The sequence below is a fragment of the Halomonas sp. HAL1 genome (genome assembly GCF_030544485.1).
In the GTDB taxonomy this organism is placed as follows: Bacteria; Pseudomonadota; Gammaproteobacteria; order Pseudomonadales; family Halomonadaceae; genus Vreelandella; species Vreelandella arctica.
This window is the reverse complement of sequence record NZ_CP130610.1, coordinates 818,272-834,293: the sequence shown is the minus strand read 5'-3', so window position 1 is coordinate 834,293 and position 16,022 is coordinate 818,272. Positions and strand designations below refer to the sequence as shown.

General features: G+C 57.0%; 18 protein-coding genes and 1 pseudogene. 11 read left to right on the top strand and 8 right to left on the bottom strand.

From position 1 onward, the window contains the following. Positions 1–233: 233 nt before the first annotated feature. The gene (locus Q3Y66_RS03985) at positions 234–1,148 is read right to left on the bottom strand and encodes a LysR family transcriptional regulator (protein WP_008957842.1); all 915 of its coding nucleotides are present in this window, start codon (positions 1,146–1,148) and stop codon (positions 234–236) included. A 99-nt stretch (positions 1,149–1,247) separates the two neighbouring features. Here Q3Y66_RS03985 and Q3Y66_RS03980 point away from each other — a divergent pair, with 99 nt between their 5' ends. Beyond that, positions 1,248–2,087: a DMT family transporter gene (locus tag Q3Y66_RS03980; protein WP_008957843.1), complete on the top strand. Its 840-nt coding sequence runs from the start codon at positions 1,248–1,250 to the stop codon at positions 2,085–2,087. A gap of 191 nt (positions 2,088–2,278) precedes the next feature. Here Q3Y66_RS03980 and Q3Y66_RS03975 read toward each other — a convergent pair. Continuing rightward, positions 2,279–2,374 (bottom strand): annotated as a pseudogene (locus Q3Y66_RS03975) (AbiEi antitoxin N-terminal domain-containing protein); the annotation flags it as partial. A gap of 253 nt (positions 2,375–2,627) precedes the next feature. Here Q3Y66_RS03975 and Q3Y66_RS03970 point away from each other — a divergent pair. After that, on the top strand, positions 2,628–3,002 hold the full coding sequence (locus Q3Y66_RS03970; protein WP_008957844.1) for a GFA family protein: 375 nt from the start codon (positions 2,628–2,630) through the stop codon (positions 3,000–3,002). A gap of 158 nt (positions 3,003–3,160) precedes the next feature. Here the strand turns inward: Q3Y66_RS03970 and Q3Y66_RS03965 are convergent, their stop codons facing one another. After that, entirely contained in the window at positions 3,161–4,228 is a 1,068-nt protein-coding gene (locus Q3Y66_RS03965; protein WP_238528512.1) for an AraC family transcriptional regulator, read from the bottom strand. 26 nt (positions 4,229–4,254) lie between these two features. Here Q3Y66_RS03965 and Q3Y66_RS03960 point away from each other — a divergent pair, with 26 nt between their 5' ends. Next, positions 4,255–5,487, top strand: a complete 1,233-nt coding sequence (locus tag Q3Y66_RS03960) for an MFS transporter (protein WP_008957846.1) — start codon at positions 4,255–4,257, stop codon at positions 5,485–5,487. A 189-nt stretch (positions 5,488–5,676) separates the two neighbouring features. Here the strand turns inward: Q3Y66_RS03960 and Q3Y66_RS03955 are convergent, their stop codons facing one another. After that, a complete protein-coding gene (locus Q3Y66_RS03955) occupies positions 5,677–6,606 on the bottom strand; it encodes a LysR substrate-binding domain-containing protein (RefSeq protein WP_008957847.1) in 930 nt (309 codons plus the stop codon). A gap of 15 nt (positions 6,607–6,621) precedes the next feature. Between Q3Y66_RS03955 and Q3Y66_RS03950 the strand changes: the two genes are divergently transcribed. Next, positions 6,622–7,620: a DMT family transporter gene (locus tag Q3Y66_RS03950; protein ID WP_083832238.1), complete on the top strand. Its 999-nt coding sequence runs from the start codon at positions 6,622–6,624 to the stop codon at positions 7,618–7,620. A gap of 193 nt (positions 7,621–7,813) precedes the next feature. On the opposite strand, the gene Q3Y66_RS03945 is transcribed toward Q3Y66_RS03950, so the two are convergent. Then, on the bottom strand, positions 7,814–8,560 hold the full coding sequence (locus tag Q3Y66_RS03945; protein ID WP_008957849.1) for an SDR family NAD(P)-dependent oxidoreductase: 747 nt from the start codon (positions 8,558–8,560) through the stop codon (positions 7,814–7,816). Positions 8,561–8,644: 84 nt separating this feature from the next. On the opposite strand from Q3Y66_RS03945, the gene Q3Y66_RS03940 reads away from it, so the two are divergent. The 4 genes from Q3Y66_RS03940 to Q3Y66_RS03925 all read left to right on the top strand — a co-directional run bounded on the left by Q3Y66_RS03940 (position 8,645) and on the right by Q3Y66_RS03925 (position 10,954). After that, on the top strand, positions 8,645–9,280 hold the full coding sequence (locus Q3Y66_RS03940) for a TetR/AcrR family transcriptional regulator (RefSeq protein ID WP_008957850.1): 636 nt from the start codon (positions 8,645–8,647) through the stop codon (positions 9,278–9,280). Further along, on the top strand, positions 9,277–9,678 hold the full coding sequence (locus Q3Y66_RS03935; protein WP_008957851.1) for a VOC family protein: 402 nt from the start codon (positions 9,277–9,279) through the stop codon (positions 9,676–9,678). The genes Q3Y66_RS03940 and Q3Y66_RS03935 overlap by 4 nt, the downstream gene beginning before the upstream one ends. 65 nt (positions 9,679–9,743) lie before the next feature. Then, positions 9,744–10,226, top strand: a complete 483-nt coding sequence (locus Q3Y66_RS03930; RefSeq protein WP_008957852.1) for a nuclear transport factor 2 family protein — start codon at positions 9,744–9,746, stop codon at positions 10,224–10,226. After that, a complete protein-coding gene (locus Q3Y66_RS03925; RefSeq protein WP_008957853.1) occupies positions 10,226–10,954 on the top strand; it encodes an SDR family NAD(P)-dependent oxidoreductase in 729 nt (242 codons plus the stop codon). Before Q3Y66_RS03930 ends, Q3Y66_RS03925 begins: the two co-directional genes overlap by 1 nt. 129 nt (positions 10,955–11,083) lie before the next feature. On the opposite strand, the gene Q3Y66_RS03920 is transcribed toward Q3Y66_RS03925, so the two are convergent. Continuing rightward, positions 11,084–11,827, bottom strand: a complete 744-nt coding sequence (locus Q3Y66_RS03920; protein WP_008957854.1) for an SDR family NAD(P)-dependent oxidoreductase — start codon at positions 11,825–11,827, stop codon at positions 11,084–11,086. 141 nt (positions 11,828–11,968) lie between these two features. On the opposite strand from Q3Y66_RS03920, the gene Q3Y66_RS03915 reads away from it, so the two are divergent. Next, entirely contained in the window at positions 11,969–12,574 is a 606-nt protein-coding gene (locus Q3Y66_RS03915) for a TetR/AcrR family transcriptional regulator (protein ID WP_008957855.1), read from the top strand. A 2-nt stretch (positions 12,575–12,576) separates the two neighbouring features. Here Q3Y66_RS03915 and Q3Y66_RS03910 read toward each other — a convergent pair whose 3' ends face one another. Further along, positions 12,577–13,587 carry a saccharopine dehydrogenase NADP-binding domain-containing protein gene (locus tag Q3Y66_RS03910; protein WP_035586747.1) on the bottom strand — a complete coding sequence of 337 codons (1,011 nt, stop codon included), beginning with the start codon at positions 13,585–13,587 and terminating at the stop codon, positions 12,577–12,579. Between the two features lie 2 nt (positions 13,588–13,589). Then, complete coding sequence (locus tag Q3Y66_RS03905) at positions 13,590–13,985, bottom strand: VOC family protein (protein WP_008957857.1); 396 nt, start codon at positions 13,983–13,985, stop codon at positions 13,590–13,592. 227 nt (positions 13,986–14,212) lie between these two features. On the opposite strand from Q3Y66_RS03905, the gene Q3Y66_RS03900 reads away from it, so the two are divergent. Together Q3Y66_RS03900 and Q3Y66_RS03895 are read left to right on the top strand one after the other, a co-directional pair. Next, positions 14,213–15,100: an AraC family transcriptional regulator gene (locus tag Q3Y66_RS03900; RefSeq protein ID WP_008957859.1), complete on the top strand. Its 888-nt coding sequence runs from the start codon at positions 14,213–14,215 to the stop codon at positions 15,098–15,100. A gap of 74 nt (positions 15,101–15,174) precedes the next feature. Then, a complete protein-coding gene (locus Q3Y66_RS03895; protein ID WP_008957860.1) occupies positions 15,175–15,765 on the top strand; it encodes a TetR/AcrR family transcriptional regulator in 591 nt (196 codons plus the stop codon). Positions 15,766–16,022: the final 257 nt, after the last annotated feature.

Below are 16,022 nucleotides of genomic sequence, written 5' to 3'. Positions count from 1 at the left end.
TGCGGTGGTTTCACTTGGCGCGCGCTTTCAGTGCATTGTGCACTTCGTCAGGAATGATCCTGACAGTCATCATGCCCATAGCCCAAACTCCTATTGCATGTGGTATGCGCAACTACGCTTCCATTGCATTCAAAATAGTATATTGAATGCAAAAAGCAGGCATTTAAACGTTGTTTTCAGGAATAACGTGTACTTTGAGGATACTTTGAAACCGCAAAGCGATGCCTGCATAACTAATCCCGTGGAGAATACTCACTCAGCAATTGCTGACCTATTTGGCCAAGAGGCTGTTTTTTTGGCCAAAACGCAATCAAGTTCCGGTCCCGCCTCGGCGATAAAGGACGCATTACCACGCCGGGCGTTGGCTTACTTTTCAAGGCCAGTGTGGGCACTAGGCTAACACCGACATCGCCAGCAACCATCTGTAACAGCGTCCGCGTATCGCGTACCCAGAAATCGACCTGAAAGGTATCTATCTCCTCCAACGAGTGAGCAAATATCTGCTGAATAAGCGCCTCACAACCCCCTGACGACATAATCAGCGGATGATCGGCAAGCTCCGCTACCGTAACGCTAGCTTGTTTGCTGAGTGGATAGTTCTCGGGTAGAACGGCAACGATTTCATCCTTCTTTAATAGCTGCCAATCGAAGTGCTCACACCAGTAGGTGAGATTAAGCTGCGTCACATCGGTGGTTATGCCCATATCAACCACACCGCCTTCCACCCATTCCTTTATCTCTTCTTCCATGCCTTCAAGCACAAGGCTAATGGCATCAGGATAGCGGCTCGTTAAGCTAGAAAGGTATGGCGATAACCAGCCCGTTAGCACACTTGGAATAACGCCTATTTTCAGCGTTTCATCCACTTTATTATGGAACTGGGCCACTTGCTGGCTCAATACCTCAAGCTCTCCCACAACCTTTCTGGCACTAGTAAGCGCTAACTCGCCTAAAGCAGTCATATCCCACCTTTCCGCCGCTTTTGTGATGAGCGGGCCACCCGCCAGCTTTTCCAATGCCTTCATTGAGTGACTTACGCCAGATTGGCTAACACCAAGACGCGCCGCCGCGCGGGTATAGGATTGCTCTTCCGCTACCGCAAGCAGCACACGCAGCTGAGCAATAGATATATCGGCACCTCTTATCATCACTCCCCCTCATAACGACCATGAGCGAACCGAGTTTCCAGCCGCGCACTAGCGCCTTCTATGGTGGCCTTTCATTTATCATCCTGACCTGGAAATCCCATGTCCATCATTCTGGCACTAAGCGCCATGCTGTTGCTCGGCAGTACACACTTTATCAATGGCTTGCTCGCCCGTTTTTATCCGCCGCTTAATATTGGTTTTTACACCCATTTGGGCGGGGCGCTTATCAGCCTTGCAGGTGCGCTGCTCTTTTTCACATGGGAGCCAGATGCCTGGAGATGGGGCGCGGTCGCTGGCCTTGGCTCGGCTCTGGGCGCGTTGCTCCTTTATAAAGGCTTATCGCAGGCTCCCTTTGCTATCGTAGTGCCTGTTAGCGCTGTCTCGATGGTGACGATCGCCCTTGGGCTCTCTTTGGTATTTCTTGGCGAGCGGCCCAACGCCTGGGTATGGCTCGGCGTTATGCTCGCCCTGCCCGCTATCTGGTTAACGGCGGGCGGAGGTCGAATAACTAAAGGGCAGATGAGCAGCATAACCAAAACGGGCCTACTTTTCGGGTTAGGTGCAGGCTTGGGGTTTGCTCTGCAATTGCACTTTCTTGGGCTGGTGCCCGACTATGCGGCGCTGTATGGCATCGCCCTATGCATGCTAAGCGGAGGCCTGTGTTTACTGCCGTTTTACCAACGCGCAAAGCCAGCACAAAACCGCTTTCCACTTTTCGCAACGATGGCGGGCGGTATCAGCGCGCTAGGGCTTACGCTCTATGCGCTATCACGCCAAGGACAACTCACCATTATCAGCATTGTGATTGTGTCGATGTACCCGCTAATACCGGTCGTTTTCGGCTCACTAGTTCGCAAGGAGGCAGTTAGCGGTACCAGTATGATAGGGATCGCATTGTCTATTGTAGCGACGATGTTGATTGTGGCGGGGAGTGGTTAAACATCACTCAGCTCTGCCAAATCCCGCGTATGCGGTGGCTTTATTCACCTTGACCAACGATTGCTACTTGTGGGCGTTAATACGTTGCCCAAACTCACCACTTTGAGCGCTTCAAACAGCAGACCTAATCGACGTCAACAACTCTTAGCTTGGAAAAACGCAAAAGCAACCTCGAGGCGCTAAGTACGCATCTAGCCCAAGGTACCAGACACGCTGAAGACGCCGCGGTTAACGCGCTCCAGCCAGCCGTTATCGACGTATTTGCGAGCAAGGAAACGGCTGACACCGTGGTATTCGAGTCATGCGGTGTCGACCATGGTCCCTGAAGGGATGGCCTCAAGCACTCTCTTTAGTATTTCTTCTTTATGTGTACTCATGGTTCACAAATTATCTATTTTTTAAAGAACCACAGAAAGGCGATTTACCAGCTTACTATCCGCGCCTGCTTGTAAACGAAATACCAACGAGATGGCAGCAAGACAAAACCGAAAGTGCCACCTACTTTGAATTCAGAAGATATGAATTTTCTGGAGATTGGCAATGGTGCAACTAACAGGCGGCTGTCTCTGCGGTAAGATCAAAATCGTGGCTAATGGCGAGCCGCTTCGGGTAGGTATTTGCCACTGTATGGATTGTCGCAAGCATCATGGGGCGCTTTTCTATGCGGCTGCTGATTATCCCAAGCAAGCTGTCATTATCGAAGGCAAACCGCACAGTTATGAGGGGCGTTACTTCTGTTCGACATGTGGTTCGTCGGTTTTTGCGGTAAGCGAGGAAGAAATCGAAATACACCTTGGTGCCCTTGATGCTCCGAATCAACTGAAACCGACGTATGAACTTTGGAACATTCGCCGCGAACATTGGCTGCCGCCTTTCCCTGCAATGGAGCGATATGACCGGGACCGGGAAGCTTGAGCAGATTACGAGCTGTTTTCTCAATACCCAGCTTTTCGCCTTCCTGACGTTCTTGCTGAGCCCAGTTTTCCAAATTTTCTGCCAACATGTCTTTATCCTCCACCAAACTGTTGAGCTGATGGACCGTCGAGCGACACCACGATCACCCGCCAAAACTACTACTGGCCTAGGCGTGCCACGCTTGAACCGGGCGCTTGGCCGTGTTTCAACCTTCCCGGTGTCTGCCCAGTCGACCGCTTGAAAGCGCGACTAAAGGCGGCCTGAGAGCCGTAGCCCAGGCGCCAGGCGATCTGATCATTGGATAGCTGCCGCTCGGCAATCCATCGCGTGGCCAAGCGCATACGCAGTTGGGTGACATAGCCGAGCGGCGAGATACCCAGTGAGCTGCGGAAGCGGTCGGCGAACACCGAGCGCGAGCTGCCCGCCTCCGCTGCCATGGTGGCCACTGTCCAGTCACGTCCAGGCTCGCGGTGGACAGCGGCGATGACTTTGCCCAGACGCGGATCGCGCAGCGCCTCGACCCAGCCACCGATATCACCGCAGCCACACTCAACCCAGCCTCGCACGATGCTGGCGGCTACCACATCCGCCAACCGGGAGAGAATGCCAGCAGAACCGGCCCGTTTGAGACTCGCTTCGCGCGCCATCGCTTCCAGCATCGGCAACACCTCCGGATAGCGCGACAGCAGCGTCCCCACATGCATGACGTCAGGCATCATCGAGACCAGCGGTTGCATACCACCGAGATCGAACTGCATGCAGCCGCTGAATAGACGCACCGATGGAGCGACATCAGCAGTGTCCGGGCACTCGTTGACGCAACTGAAGTTATCACACACCGGCAGTGAGTCGATCTGTTCGATGTCGCGACTCATCACACCGGGCGAAGAAAGCAGGCAGTGCTCGCCGCCGCGAGGCAGGAGTATGGCATCGCCGGTCTCCAGAATCTGCTCCTCACCGCCGAGCCGCAGGATGACGGCCCCCCGGGCAATAAAGTGAAATTGCGCGCAGTTGGCATCAGTATCGAAACGAATGCCAAAGGGCGGCGCTACCTGAACATGCCGATAGCTCAACCCGGACAAGCGCATGCCAAGCATCAATTCGTTGATCCATTCGCTGGAGCTGATCTCAGAGCCGACAGTGGCGAAATTTTCGGACGTTTTATCAAACATACCGTACTCATAGTGATAGAGGGTCTTGAGGTAATACTTTAACCTACGCGTCATCCCAAGTCTTAATCGGAAGTATCGAAATGACGGCATACGAATCTCAACACTCGACACACGAGTCGCAGACCCCATCGCGCTGGACCGCCGTGTTTTCGCTAACGATGGGCGTGTTCAGCCTAGTGATGGCTGAATTTCTGCCGGCCAGCCTGCTGACGCCGATGGCAGATTCGCTGATGATCAGCGCAGGGCAGGCCGGACAGGCTGTCACGGTCACCGCGGTGGTGGCGCTGCTTGCCGGCCTACTGGTGACCTCCGTCACACAGCGACTCGACCGTCGCCACGTGCTGCTGGCGTTCTCCGTGCTGATGATCGCCGCTAACCTGATCGTCGCATTCGCGCCGCATCTAGCCTGGTTGCTGGTCGGGCGGGTACTACTCGGGGTAGCGCTGGGCGGGTTCTGGGCGCTCTCTGTCGCCACAGTCATGCGGCTGGTGTCGGAACATGACGTGCCGCGCGCGCTGTCGTTGCTGTTCGCTGGCGTGCCCATTGCCACTATCAGCGCCGCAGCGTTGGGCAGCTATCTCGGCGACATGATCGGCTGGCGCAATGTTTTTCTGCTGACGACGGCACTCTCGGTGCTGACGCTGGTGCTGCAGTACTTCACTCTGCCGCGGATGGCACCCGGACGCCCGACGCCGCTCGGCACGCTGGTGAGCGTCATCAAGCGGCCGGGCATGGCGGCCGGCATCGTCGCCCTTCTGCTTGTGTTCTGCGGCCATTTCGCCTTCTTTACCTATGTACGTCCGTTTCTCGAAGGCATATCCCAGATGGGTATCAACGAGCTCTCCTCGACCCTGCTGGCGTTCGGAGTCGCTAACTTCGTAGGCACGCTGGCCGCGGGTTACCTGCTGGAGCGTAGCCTGCGCCTGACGCTGCTGCTGATGCCGCTGATCATGGGGGTGCTGGGCTGGTTGCTGGCCACACTGGGCGGTTTCTCAATGGGCACCGATATCGTCATGGTGGCGCTGTGGGGCTTAGCCTTCGGCGCCGTGCCAGTCGCCTGGTCGACCTGGATCACCCGTGTCGTGCCGGACGAAGCCGAAAGCGGCGGTGGTCTCATCGTCGCTTCGATACAACTGGCAATCGCCCTGGGGGCCGCCATCGGTGGCGTGATGTTCGATATCAGCGGCGTGCTGGGCGTGTTTGCAACCGCCGGCACGCTGTTGCTGGCCGCTGCCGCCCTGGTGCTCGTCGGCGTGAGAACGCGGCCTACTGTCTCTACCGATGGCGATGCCGTCGCGGAGGCCTGTCAGTAAAGAAGGGAAACTCTCGCCAGCCGTGAAAAACAGCCACGGTCGATGGCCACCCCAAGCGCCATCAAGCAGGAGAGGGCAGTCACTTGGACTGCCCTTTCGTTTTATGTGTGAAGCGGGCATACGGAAATGAAAGCAAGGATCAGCGCTTACCTTCAATACAATACGCAGTTCAGCCACTTCATCTAGCGCCTAGCCTGCCGTTTCAGCAATCTGCTCATCACCCAACACCTCACGCAGCCAGCCCAATAACGCCTCGCTGCCTGCGCGTTGCGGTGCACCTTGGCGTGTGTATAGGGCGATGGCATCGTGCTGGGGCAAGCTCTCTGCCACCGGGCGGATCAGTTCGCCACTTTCAATTAAGCGTTGCGTCGTGCGCCGCCATCCCAAGGCGATACCGTGCCCCGCGACAGCCGCTTGCAGTAGCAGCGGATAACTATCGAAAACAGCACTCTCCGCTGCTGAGAGTTCAAAGTGCCCCATGGCACGCAACCAGTCATCCCACTCCAACCAATCCGCCGGGTCAGCGTGATGATGCAGTAGCCGCTGGTTCAGCAACGCGTTGAGACTCAACGGCGTAGTGCCCCCTTTCAGGTAAGCAGGGCTGCAGACCGGAAATATCTCGTCCTCGGCGGTAAACACCAATCGATGGCTCCCGCTAGGCCTTCCGTTGGTTTGCAGCGCAATGTCGAAGCTACCACTAAATTCGGTAATCGGCCGTGTCGACGTCGCCAGCTGAATCTCAATGTCAGGATAGCGACGATTGAAGTCAGCCAGCTTTGGCATCAGCCAATAGAACGCTTCACATAACTGGCAGAACAACAAGACGCGCTTATCATTTGGGTCGCCGCGCAGCGCCTGAGCCCCCGTAGCAATACTTTCCAGCGCCTGGGAGACCGTACGGCCAAACTCACGCCCTTCACGGGTAAGAAACACACGGCGATGACGGCGCTCGAAAAGCATCACGCCAAGGTCTTCCTCCAGCGCACGGATCTGCCGGCTGATAGCCGCCTGGGTCAGGTGGAGCTCATCCGCCGCACGCGAAAAGCTTTCGAGCCTGGCGGCTGCCTCAAAGGGGCGCAGCGAAGCCAGCGGTGGAAGAGACTTGATGAAGTTATCCATAATCTGAGCTCATGCATGGTGACGCAGAAGTCGTTTGAAGCACTGCTAAAGGCAGCGGCATTCTCGAGCGGAATTCATACTTGGAATGCTGCAATGAAGGCCACCGCTGAACCACAAGATAATATCCTACAGGGCATAAGCCTTATCGTGGGGGCTGTCTTTCTCCTGGCGTTGACCGACGCTCTGGTTAAGTATCTGAGCGCCAGTATGTCGCTATGGCAACTCTATGTCATCGCCTCAACACTATCGCTGCCGATACTGTTTGGATTGATCATTGGCCATCCAGGCCCTCGCCCCAGGGTAAAGTCACGCCGCTGGGTGGCGATAAGAAGCCTGCTTCTGTTGCTGATGTGGATCGCCTACTACGCAGCACTGCCGCTGATTCCGCTCTCAGTGGCAGCGGTCGCCATTTACACCACACCGCTGTTTATTGCCGTGCTGGCTGCTTTTGGTGCAGGCGAGCATCTTTCACGCCAGGCCTGGCTGGGCATCCTCTGCGGTTTCCTGGGCGTGGTGGTAGTGTTGCGCCCTGGCGGCGACACCTTCACACCTGCCACACTTCTACCCGTGCTTGCCGCCCTCTTTTATGCGCTAGCCATGCTGGTCACTCGCCACCACTGCCAACGGGAGCACCCCTTACTTCTCACCCTGGGATTGAATCTAGCCTTCCTGGCAGCAGGCACTCTCTTCAGTGTGCTGGTAGCAATCAACAGCACAGAAACACTCGCTGAACGCGCGCCATTCCTGTTCGCCGGTTGGCAACCGCTAGACGCCAAAGCGTTATTGATCGTGGGCGCCTACGCCCTACTGCTGATCATTGTGAATACCGGGGTGGCAAGGGCTTATCAAATTGCCCCTTCGGCGTTGATCGGCACCTTTGATTACGCCTACCTCATCTTTGCCAGCCTTTGGGGCTACCTGCTATTCAGCGAAGTGCCCGATGCCATGACGTGGCTGGGTATGGGCATGATCTTAATGGCGGGGGTGATGGTGTTACGGCAACGGCGGGTCTGACGCCTATTTCTTGATGAACTACCGAAAAGCCTTCGGTAGTTGCTTAACCAGCATCAACAAATTCCCTTACCACCTCAGTTATTCAAATCATATCTTGAGCCGATTATGGTTTATATTCGGCTCATAGATCAGTCAATGGCAGATAAGGATAGCAAGGAACTGTATGGCTCTATCCGACGGTGCTGGTGCCTCACTATGTCTGTGAAGCGCCACCATCAGCAAACAACTCCACCCCGTTGACATAGCTGGCGGCATCGCTGGCCAGAAAGGCCGCGACCGAGGCAATCTCCTCGGGTTCACCGATACGCCCCAGCGGGCTTTTAGCTGTCAGAAACGCCATGCCTTCCTCAGCGTGCTCGCCGAATGCCTCGCGCAATGAAGCCGTGTTGGTGGGCCCAGGGCTCAGGATATTGATGCGAATACCCGTTCCCTTCAGTTCCGCCACCCAACTGCGCACCATGTTGCGCACGGCTGCCTTGGTGCCACCGTAAATGCTCATGGTTGGCCCTGGGTCTATTGAGGACGAGGAACCAACGATCACGATGCTGGCACCGGAGCCCATTAATCCCATCGCTCCCTGGACGGTCAGCACCACGCCTTTAACGTTGGTTGAGAACTGCTGGTCGATCTGTTCCTCCGTGATTTGCCCAAGCGGTGCATGACTACCGCCACCGGCATTGGCCACCAGGGTATCGATACGTCCGAAGCGGTTTTTCACAGACTCATAGAAAGACGCCAAGCTCGCAGCACTGGCGACATCAGCCACTATCCCCGTAGCGCTGCTGCCCAGCCTGTGTACGGCCTCATCCAATACCGCCTGCCGCCTTCCCGTTATCACGACATCGGCTCCGTCATCGATCAAGCGCTTGGCGATGGCAAACCCGATACCACTACTGCCACCGGTCACAACAGCAACGTTACGGTTCATATCTTGTTTCACAGTATCACCTTTCGGTTTGTAGTAGTCACTAAAGCAATGCTATAGTGACCACTACAAACCAAAGAGTCAATCGGTATCGTCAACATGAAAAGCAAACCATCCAATACAGGTACTGGCGAACGTGTGGCAGAACGCTCACCTCGACGCCCCTTCGACAGAGAGGCGGGCGTTGCCGTTGCAAAAGATCTATTTCACGAACGCGGCTACGACGCGGTAGGAGTTGCCGAGCTCACCCGTGCACTGGGCATCAACCCGCCTAGCCTCTACGCCGCCTATGGCAACAAGGCGGGGCTGTACGAACGCTGCCTGGCGATCTACGTGGCAGAAGCCAACCTGCCGGCCGACAAGATCCTGACGCCCGACCGGCCCTTATCAGCAGCAATCGATGATTTACTGCGGCAAGCCGTCCGGCTCTACACCAAGTCGAAAGCCAAGCGTGGCTGCATGGTGGCTGAAGGCATGCGCGCCGATGATCCTCAGGCCCGCCAACTGGCGAACGCCTATGGCGATGCAGCGGCGGACTTTATCGAGGGCTACATCAAGAGAAGTCAGCCGCACCAGGCACAACAACTAGCCGATTACGTCGTGACGACACTGCAAGGTCTCTCAGCAGGCGCGCGCGCTGGCCGCTCCAGGGCTCGCCTGCTTGCCGTAGCCGAACTGTCTGGCCAGGCCTTCGAGACCTTTCTTCACACACCTGATGAGAGCAAAAACGCATGAGTATTCTTGACCATGTCGAGTTCGCCGTACGTGATGCGGAAGTATCGCGATGCTTCTACGAACAGGCGCTTGCCCCGCTGGGGTTCACCCGCATCATCACCGTAGGGCCAGACCGCACACGCAGCGGCGGCACACGGCACGGTTTTGGGATGGAGGGCTACCCAAGGCTATGGATACACGACAACGAACTACCGGGCGAAGGCCTCCATATCGCCTTCGCCGCAGCAAAATGGTCCATTGTCGATGCGTTTTATCGCGCCGCGCTGGCAGCGGGTGGGGAGGATAACGGCGCACCGGGCATTCGCACCCACTATCACGACCACTACTACGCCGCCTATGTCCTGGATCCCGATGGCGTCAATGTTGAGGTCGTCTGTCAGCAGCCATCCGAGCGTTGACTCTTCAGCCTCTTGAGGACAACCACGCTATATACGTAATCTCTTTAACTCTGTGAAGGAAGACTATGACCACTCCCGAAACCACGCTTACTGCTCTCGACCGCCTAGTGATAGAGAGCGAGGTTCGCCGCCTGCTCGCCGCCTATGTCCACAACCTGGATATCGGGAAGGTCGACGCGAACGCCGAGCTGCTCGCGCACGCCCAGTTCAAGGTCATCGATACCTATGTCACAGGTCGCGACGACATCGCGAATTTTCTCCGCACGAATCTCCAGTATCATGTGGACGACACCCCGCGGACCTGGCACTCCGTCTCGAACGTTCTTATCGATATCAAGAGCGCCACGAGCGTCAGCACGGTCAGCTATTTCACTGTCCACCAGGAACTTCCCGGCTTTCCGCTGCAGCCGATCGTGACTGGCCGGTATGTTGACACGTTCGAGCTTCACGACGGCGCATGGCGTTACGCTTCGCGCGAAGTCGACCCGCGCCTGTTCGGTGACATCAGCCGCCACGTCGCCGTCCCGGTCGAACAGGCGGCCAAGTGATGTCTGGAAAGCGGCAAGCCCTGGTCACCGGTGCCAACAAAGGCATCGGCTTAGCCATCGCCAGGGGGCTCGCGCAGGCAGGCATGTCGGTCTGGATGGGGGCGCGCGACCGCACCCGTGGAGAAGCGGCGGTCAAAACCCTTCTCGATGAGGGACTAGACGTCCGGTTCCTCGATATTGACGTTGCCGACGAAAGCAGCGTTCACCGCGCGGCGGATACAGTCGCGCTTGAAGCCAGCGCCCTGCACGTTCTCGTGAACAATGCGGGCATCATCATCGACCCGAAACTGCCGCCGAGCGAGGCCCGGATGGAGGACATCAAGGCCACTTTCGAGGTGAACCTCTACGGTCCGATCCGGGTCACGCAAAAGTTCCTTCCGCTACTCAAGGCGGCGGGTGGAGCGCGGATCGTCATGATGGGCAGCGGAGTGGGTTCGCTCGCCCTGATCACCGATCCGACGTCCATTTACTCTAGCGTCAATTTCATGGACTACACGACGTCGAAGGTCGCGTTGAGCGCCGTCACGGTTGCATTCGCGAAGGAACTTGAGCCGCTCGGCATCAAGGTCAACGTGGTCGAGCCCGGCAATGTCCAGACCGACCTCAATGGCAACGTCGGTGCGCTCACGCCGGATGAAGGAGCAGTGACTGCGATTAGGATGTCATTAATAGGCGATGACGGCCCCACCGGTGGCTTCTTCGGAAGCCACGGCCGCCAGCCCTGGTAATTGCACGATTCGGATAGAGCGTTGGCAGACATAAGCGTGTCAGCTTTCTATCGCCACTTCAGGAACGGGCCACCGATCTGCTGATCCATCTGCAGATCGAGGCGATAGCAAAAGGCTTGGCCCATGCGGTCACACTTGAGAGGCGCCGCCGTCTACGAATAACTCTATGCCGTTGGTGTAGGCCGCCTCGTCGCTTGCGAGGTAGGCGACTGCATGCGCAATGTCTTTCGGCGTGCCGATCCGGCCGACCATGCTCTGCCCCTTCATATATTCGAAAGCCGCTTCAGCCTGCTCTGGCGGGAAGAAGTTCTCAAGGCTTTCCGTGTGAACCGGGCCAGGACTGACCACGTTGATACGAACGCCGGAGCCTTTAATGTCTTGGATCCAGGCTCGAACAAGAGTGCGCACTGCGGCTTTCGATGCACCGTAGACGCTTAGACCAGGCGCGGGATTGATCGACGAGGTGGAGCCCACGATCACGATCGAGCCGCCGGAAGTCATCAGCGGGAGTGCCGACTGCACCGTGAAAATGACACCCTTGACGTTGGTATCGAACGTCCTGTCGACATACTCTTCGGTGAGTGATCCAAGAGGAATGATCTGCCCGCTACCTGCATTGGCCACGAGAATATCGAGGCGACCATGATCGCGCCGCACAGTTTCGTAGAGCGCGTCGATTTCCGCGACATTCGTGACGTCCAGAACGACAGAAGAGACGTTTGGTCCAATACTTTGAGCTGCTTGCGCCAGCTTCGCAGGGTCGCGACCGGTGATGATGACGTGGGCACCCAACTGGGCGAGATGCGTGGCGATGCCAAGGCCGATACCTGAAGAGCCGCCTGTCACCAAAGCTACTTTGTTTTCGAAGTGCATGGATATTCCCTCTGATTGAATATAGTGGTCACTATATTTGGCATTAAAACGGCGCGCAAGTACTATGTAGTGATCGATAGCAGAACGTAGCGATCGGTAACAGAACTCTTGCTTTGCTCTTCATTTTAGGTAGCCGTTGCCATGGCCAATCAGTCCATAAAAATCAAGACCGCCCGCACGCGCAGGCCTGCGTTCGACCGTGAACAAGGTATCGAGACCGCGCGGGCGCTCTTTCATGCACGAGGATATGATGCGGTCGGGATCGCAGAGCTTACGCAGGCACTGGATATCGTGCCGCCAAGTCTCTATGCCGCCTACGGAAGCAAGTTGGCACTGTTCGAGCGTACTTTGCAGAGTTATATTGCGAAGCAAATGCTGCCGCTGGATAAGATCCTTTCCTCGGATGCTTCCCCCGCTGAGGCGCTTACCGGCCTGTTCGTTGCCGCAGCGAAACATTACACGCGCGACCCGGTGTTGCGCGGGTGCATGGTGACAGAGGCAATGCGGGCGGACGACCCGCAAGCCGCGGCGTTGGCTGCCACGCTGGCCAAACCCATTAGCGGAGACATTCATGGCTACATCGCCAACTCCTGCCGCTCGGGAGATGTCGACCAAATCACCGACTATGTCCTACTCACGCTGCGCGGCCTCTCTTCCTATGCCTGTCTTGGGCTGCCTCAGCAAAAGCTCGTTGGGTGCGCAGAGGTCGCCGGGCGCGCTTTGGACGTTGAGTTCGCTTCCAGCTAACGTCAATCCCCATCCTCGCTGGGCGTAACGTCGATAATCCGTGTATCGGCGATGCTCTCGGCAAAGCCGTTGCCGAACAGGCCCGCAGGGGTCTGGAAGCCAGGCTGCACCTCACCTGCAAGTACTCGCCGGGCTGCCTCTGCCGCCGCCATGGCCGTGAAGGTGTAACCGTTCACCGTATCAAGCACCGAGCGCGCCACCGAACCGTCCATATCGGTCACTTCGACAACCGCATGGTAGCGGTTCGCCGCCCGCTCATCGGAACTGGGCCCCGCTGGGAGTTCGTTGGCGTCTCCATCGGGGAACGCACCCGCCGCCACGTGCACGAAGGTTTCGATATCACGCACGCCTGTCGCCTGGTGAAGTGTCACGAGATCGGGCAGCGTGACAGGGAACGACGATAGCGGGCCCTCGCCAAAATCGAAATCACGCACCTCCTCTGGGCTGCGTGCAACGAGTTCGCCGCCAACCAGATGAAGCGTCTCCGTCGTGATGTTCTGGCTCGCGCTGGTCACCGACCCTCTCGACATTCCCCCCGCCACCTGCAAGGCGATACTGATCGTGCGGGGATGGGTGACCCGCGCCACGGCATGCCCCGCCAAGCTTCCCAGCATCGCGACGCTACCACCGCTTCCCGGCAGCAGCATCACACCCGCAGCACGCGCCTGCCCGTCGAGCGCCAACGCCTGCCGGTAGGTATCGAGTTCGGCCGAGAAATCGAGGTAGTGCACGCCAGCACGAATGGCGGCCGACATCAGCGGCTTGGCCGTGTTCATAAAAGGCCCGGCGGCGTTGAGCAGAACAAAGATGCCTTCAAGGCCCCTTGCGATTGCCTCCGGATCATCGAGCGAAAAGAGCCGAATATCAGCGCCTAAACGCCCTGCCAATATGTCCAGAGACTCACGATCCTTCGCACGCCCTGCGACAACTAGGTGAATACCTGCGGATGCAGCGTGCTCCGCCGCCATGCCACCGGTGTAACCGGCGGCGCCATAGATCATCAATGTTTTCATGGTCAGTGCTGCCAGCTTTTGTAGACAAACTCTAGGGTGTAGCCGTCAAGATCCCTGACCTGCGCGGCGTAATAGCGGGGATCATAGTGGAGCTGAGGCCCAGGCGGGTGGATCGCTGTGGCGCCCGCTGCCAAGGCTTCGGCATAGGCGGCATTGACCTCCTCTTCGGACGCTGCAACGAAGCCCACATGCACCGCGCCGGGCGCCGCCTCTCCCTGCTTTAGCCAGAAAAACACACGTCCCTTGGCACCGAACCCCTTCAGATCAGGGTGGCCAGGCGGGCCATCATGGCCGTCAAAGTCATGCCGGTTGGTAATTCCCAAAAGGGGTAGCACCCGCTCGTAAAAAACGATGGAGCGCTCGGTATCGCTCACCGTGAGGAAAATATGATCAAGCATGGGTCACCCCTTTAGATGGCATAGCCACCGGTAAGCGCAGTGCCGTGCTTGCGCCGATCCCCTGGCTACCTCCGGTAATGACGATAGTGCTCATGTGACGCTCCTGTGAGATTTAGTCTTCCCATGATAGGTACCCGCTCACCTAACGGCCCGCCTGTTCCTACCGCAATCCTGCCTATTTCTGCTTTTCTCTTGTCCCTGCTCCTGGTTTGACATTCAATAGCGTCATGGAAGAACAACTCAACGAACTTCGCCGTCTGGCTGCCCATGCACATAACCGACGTACCGAAACCGGTATTCCCCGGGTGGCGATGGTGCAAGGTACCATTCTGGAACACGAGCTTGCCGCCGTGTACGACCCCATGGTCAACCTGATCCTGCAGGGCAGCAAATCCATGACCGTGGGCGGGCGCACCCTGCACTACGACCCCGCGACCTATTTTGTGATGTCAGTTGATCTGCCTGCAGCGGGGGTTGTACGCAGTAGCAACTCGGGAGAACCCTACCTCGCGGTGAGCCTAACCCTAGACGCTGCTCATCTGGCAGGCCTGCTCTCGGAACTGCCCAATGCTGCCAGCAGCGCCGGGCATGCAACGGGGTTTTCCGTGGCAGCCGTGACACCGGAACTGCTCGATGCCTGGGTGCGCATGTTGCGCTTGATGGAGCAGCCTGCCGACAGTGCGGCGCTTGCACCCGCCTACGAGCGCGAGATTCTTTATCGCGTGCTTCAGGGGCCAATGGGCTGGATGCTGCGCGACATCGCCACACCAGACACCGCCCTGGCACGGGTGCACCAGGTCATTCAGCGACTTCGTAACGACTATGCACGGCCCTTACGGATGGAGGCACTGGCCAAGGAAGCAGCCATGAGCGTCTCTGCGTTCCACCGTCATTTCAAAGCCGTGACGGCGCTCAGCCCCTTGCAGTATCAGAAGCAGGTGCGGCTACTTAAGGCTCGGACACTACTGATTTCCACTGGTTACAGTGTCACGGAGGCAGCTCACGAAGTGGGATACGAAAGCTCCACGCAGTTTGGCCGGGAATATGCCCGCACTTTCGGCCGGCCTCCGGCGAAAGATGCTGCGCGGATTGTTGAGCAGATGAAGTCGAGGTAACTTAGCGCGCCACATCCTCTCAATTTTACGTCGGGCTTCTTGACAGCAAACCTACTAGAAGGTAGGTTTGGCGCATGACTAAACTGACTAACACTTCTGACGAAATCATCCGCTGCGCGCGCACCTTGATCATTGCGGGCGGATATAACGGTTTCAGTTATGCTGATATTGCCGACGTTGTCGGTATTCGAAAGGCAAGCATTCACCATCATTTTCCCAGCAAAGTCGATTTAGTCCGAACGCTATTGCAGCTTTATCGTGAAGAGGCGAAAGCGGGGTTGGCTACAGTGAAAAGCTATAATACCGACCCAGCAGACCAACTGCGCGCCTATATCAACTACTGGGCGGCGTGTATTGGCGATCCCACGAGCAGCTTTTGTGTGTGCGCATTACTCGCGAGCCAAATCCCGGTGTTACCTCCAGAGATTGTGGTTGAGGTGAGGGCTCATTTCCGAACGCTATCGACGTGGCTGGCCTCTGTAATAGAGGAAGGGGCGATGCAAAATGCCTTTTTACTTACCGGGACCGCGCAATCTGAAGCGGAAAGCTTCATGGCGGCCGTGCATGGCGCCATGCTGTCGGCAAGAGTCTACGGCGACGAAAAAGTATTTAGCGTTGTTACCGAACCCTTAATCGAACGACTTATCAATGATCAGGGTAAGTAAAAAGGCAGTTTTCATTTATCGACTTAGCCTACCTACTAGAAGGTAAATATCACTAACCACACTCCGATGGGTTCTCCCAATATATCGCATCCAGGGAAACTTCAATTCGTCCTTTAACCCTACCTTCTAGTAGGAAGCTAATGTGAAAAATATGCGAAGAATTCTATCCGAATCATTCTCGGCGCCACTGTGGGGATGAGCTAGAGAGGAGGGTCGACGGAAGCGGCCGCTATGACGAAATGAACAGCGTGGACTAG

Bases quoted from the DNA above. Each gene is read 5' to 3' on its own strand.
- Q3Y66_RS03980 (WP_008957843.1), top strand. From the start codon at position 1,248: ATGTCCATCATTCTGGCACTAAGCGCCATGCTGTTGCTCGGCAGTACA.
- Q3Y66_RS03935 (WP_008957851.1), top strand. From the start codon at position 9,277: ATGAGTATTCTTGACCATGTCGAGTTCGCCGTACGTGATGCGGAAGTA.
- Q3Y66_RS03985 (WP_008957842.1), bottom strand. From the start codon at position 1,148: ATGATAAGAGGTGCCGATATATCTATTGCTCAGCTGCGTGTGCTGCTT.
- Q3Y66_RS03970 (WP_008957844.1), top strand. From the start codon at position 2,628: ATGGTGCAACTAACAGGCGGCTGTCTCTGCGGTAAGATCAAAATCGTG.
- Q3Y66_RS03905 (WP_008957857.1), bottom strand. From the start codon at position 13,985: ATGCTTGATCATATTTTCCTCACGGTGAGCGATACCGAGCGCTCCATC.
- Q3Y66_RS03965 (WP_238528512.1), bottom strand. From the start codon at position 4,228: ATGACGCGTAGGTTAAAGTATTACCTCAAGACCCTCTATCACTATGAG.
- Q3Y66_RS03955 (WP_008957847.1), bottom strand. From the start codon at position 6,606: ATGGATAACTTCATCAAGTCTCTTCCACCGCTGGCTTCGCTGCGCCCC.
- Q3Y66_RS03920 (WP_008957854.1), bottom strand. From the start codon at position 11,827: ATGCACTTCGAAAACAAAGTAGCTTTGGTGACAGGCGGCTCTTCAGGT.
- Q3Y66_RS03940 (WP_008957850.1), top strand. From the start codon at position 8,645: ATGAAAAGCAAACCATCCAATACAGGTACTGGCGAACGTGTGGCAGAA.
- Q3Y66_RS03910 (WP_035586747.1), bottom strand. From the start codon at position 13,587: ATGAAAACATTGATGATCTATGGCGCCGCCGGTTACACCGGTGGCATG.
- Q3Y66_RS03900 (WP_008957859.1), top strand. From the start codon at position 14,213: ATGGAAGAACAACTCAACGAACTTCGCCGTCTGGCTGCCCATGCACAT.
- Q3Y66_RS03930 (WP_008957852.1), top strand. From the start codon at position 9,744: ATGACCACTCCCGAAACCACGCTTACTGCTCTCGACCGCCTAGTGATA.
- Q3Y66_RS03895 (WP_008957860.1), top strand. From the start codon at position 15,175: ATGACTAAACTGACTAACACTTCTGACGAAATCATCCGCTGCGCGCGC.
- Q3Y66_RS03950 (WP_083832238.1), top strand. From the start codon at position 6,622: ATGGTGACGCAGAAGTCGTTTGAAGCACTGCTAAAGGCAGCGGCATTC.
- Q3Y66_RS03915 (WP_008957855.1), top strand. From the start codon at position 11,969: ATGGCCAATCAGTCCATAAAAATCAAGACCGCCCGCACGCGCAGGCCT.
- Q3Y66_RS03925 (WP_008957853.1), top strand. From the start codon at position 10,226: ATGTCTGGAAAGCGGCAAGCCCTGGTCACCGGTGCCAACAAAGGCATC.
- Q3Y66_RS03960 (WP_008957846.1), top strand. From the start codon at position 4,255: ATGACGGCATACGAATCTCAACACTCGACACACGAGTCGCAGACCCCA.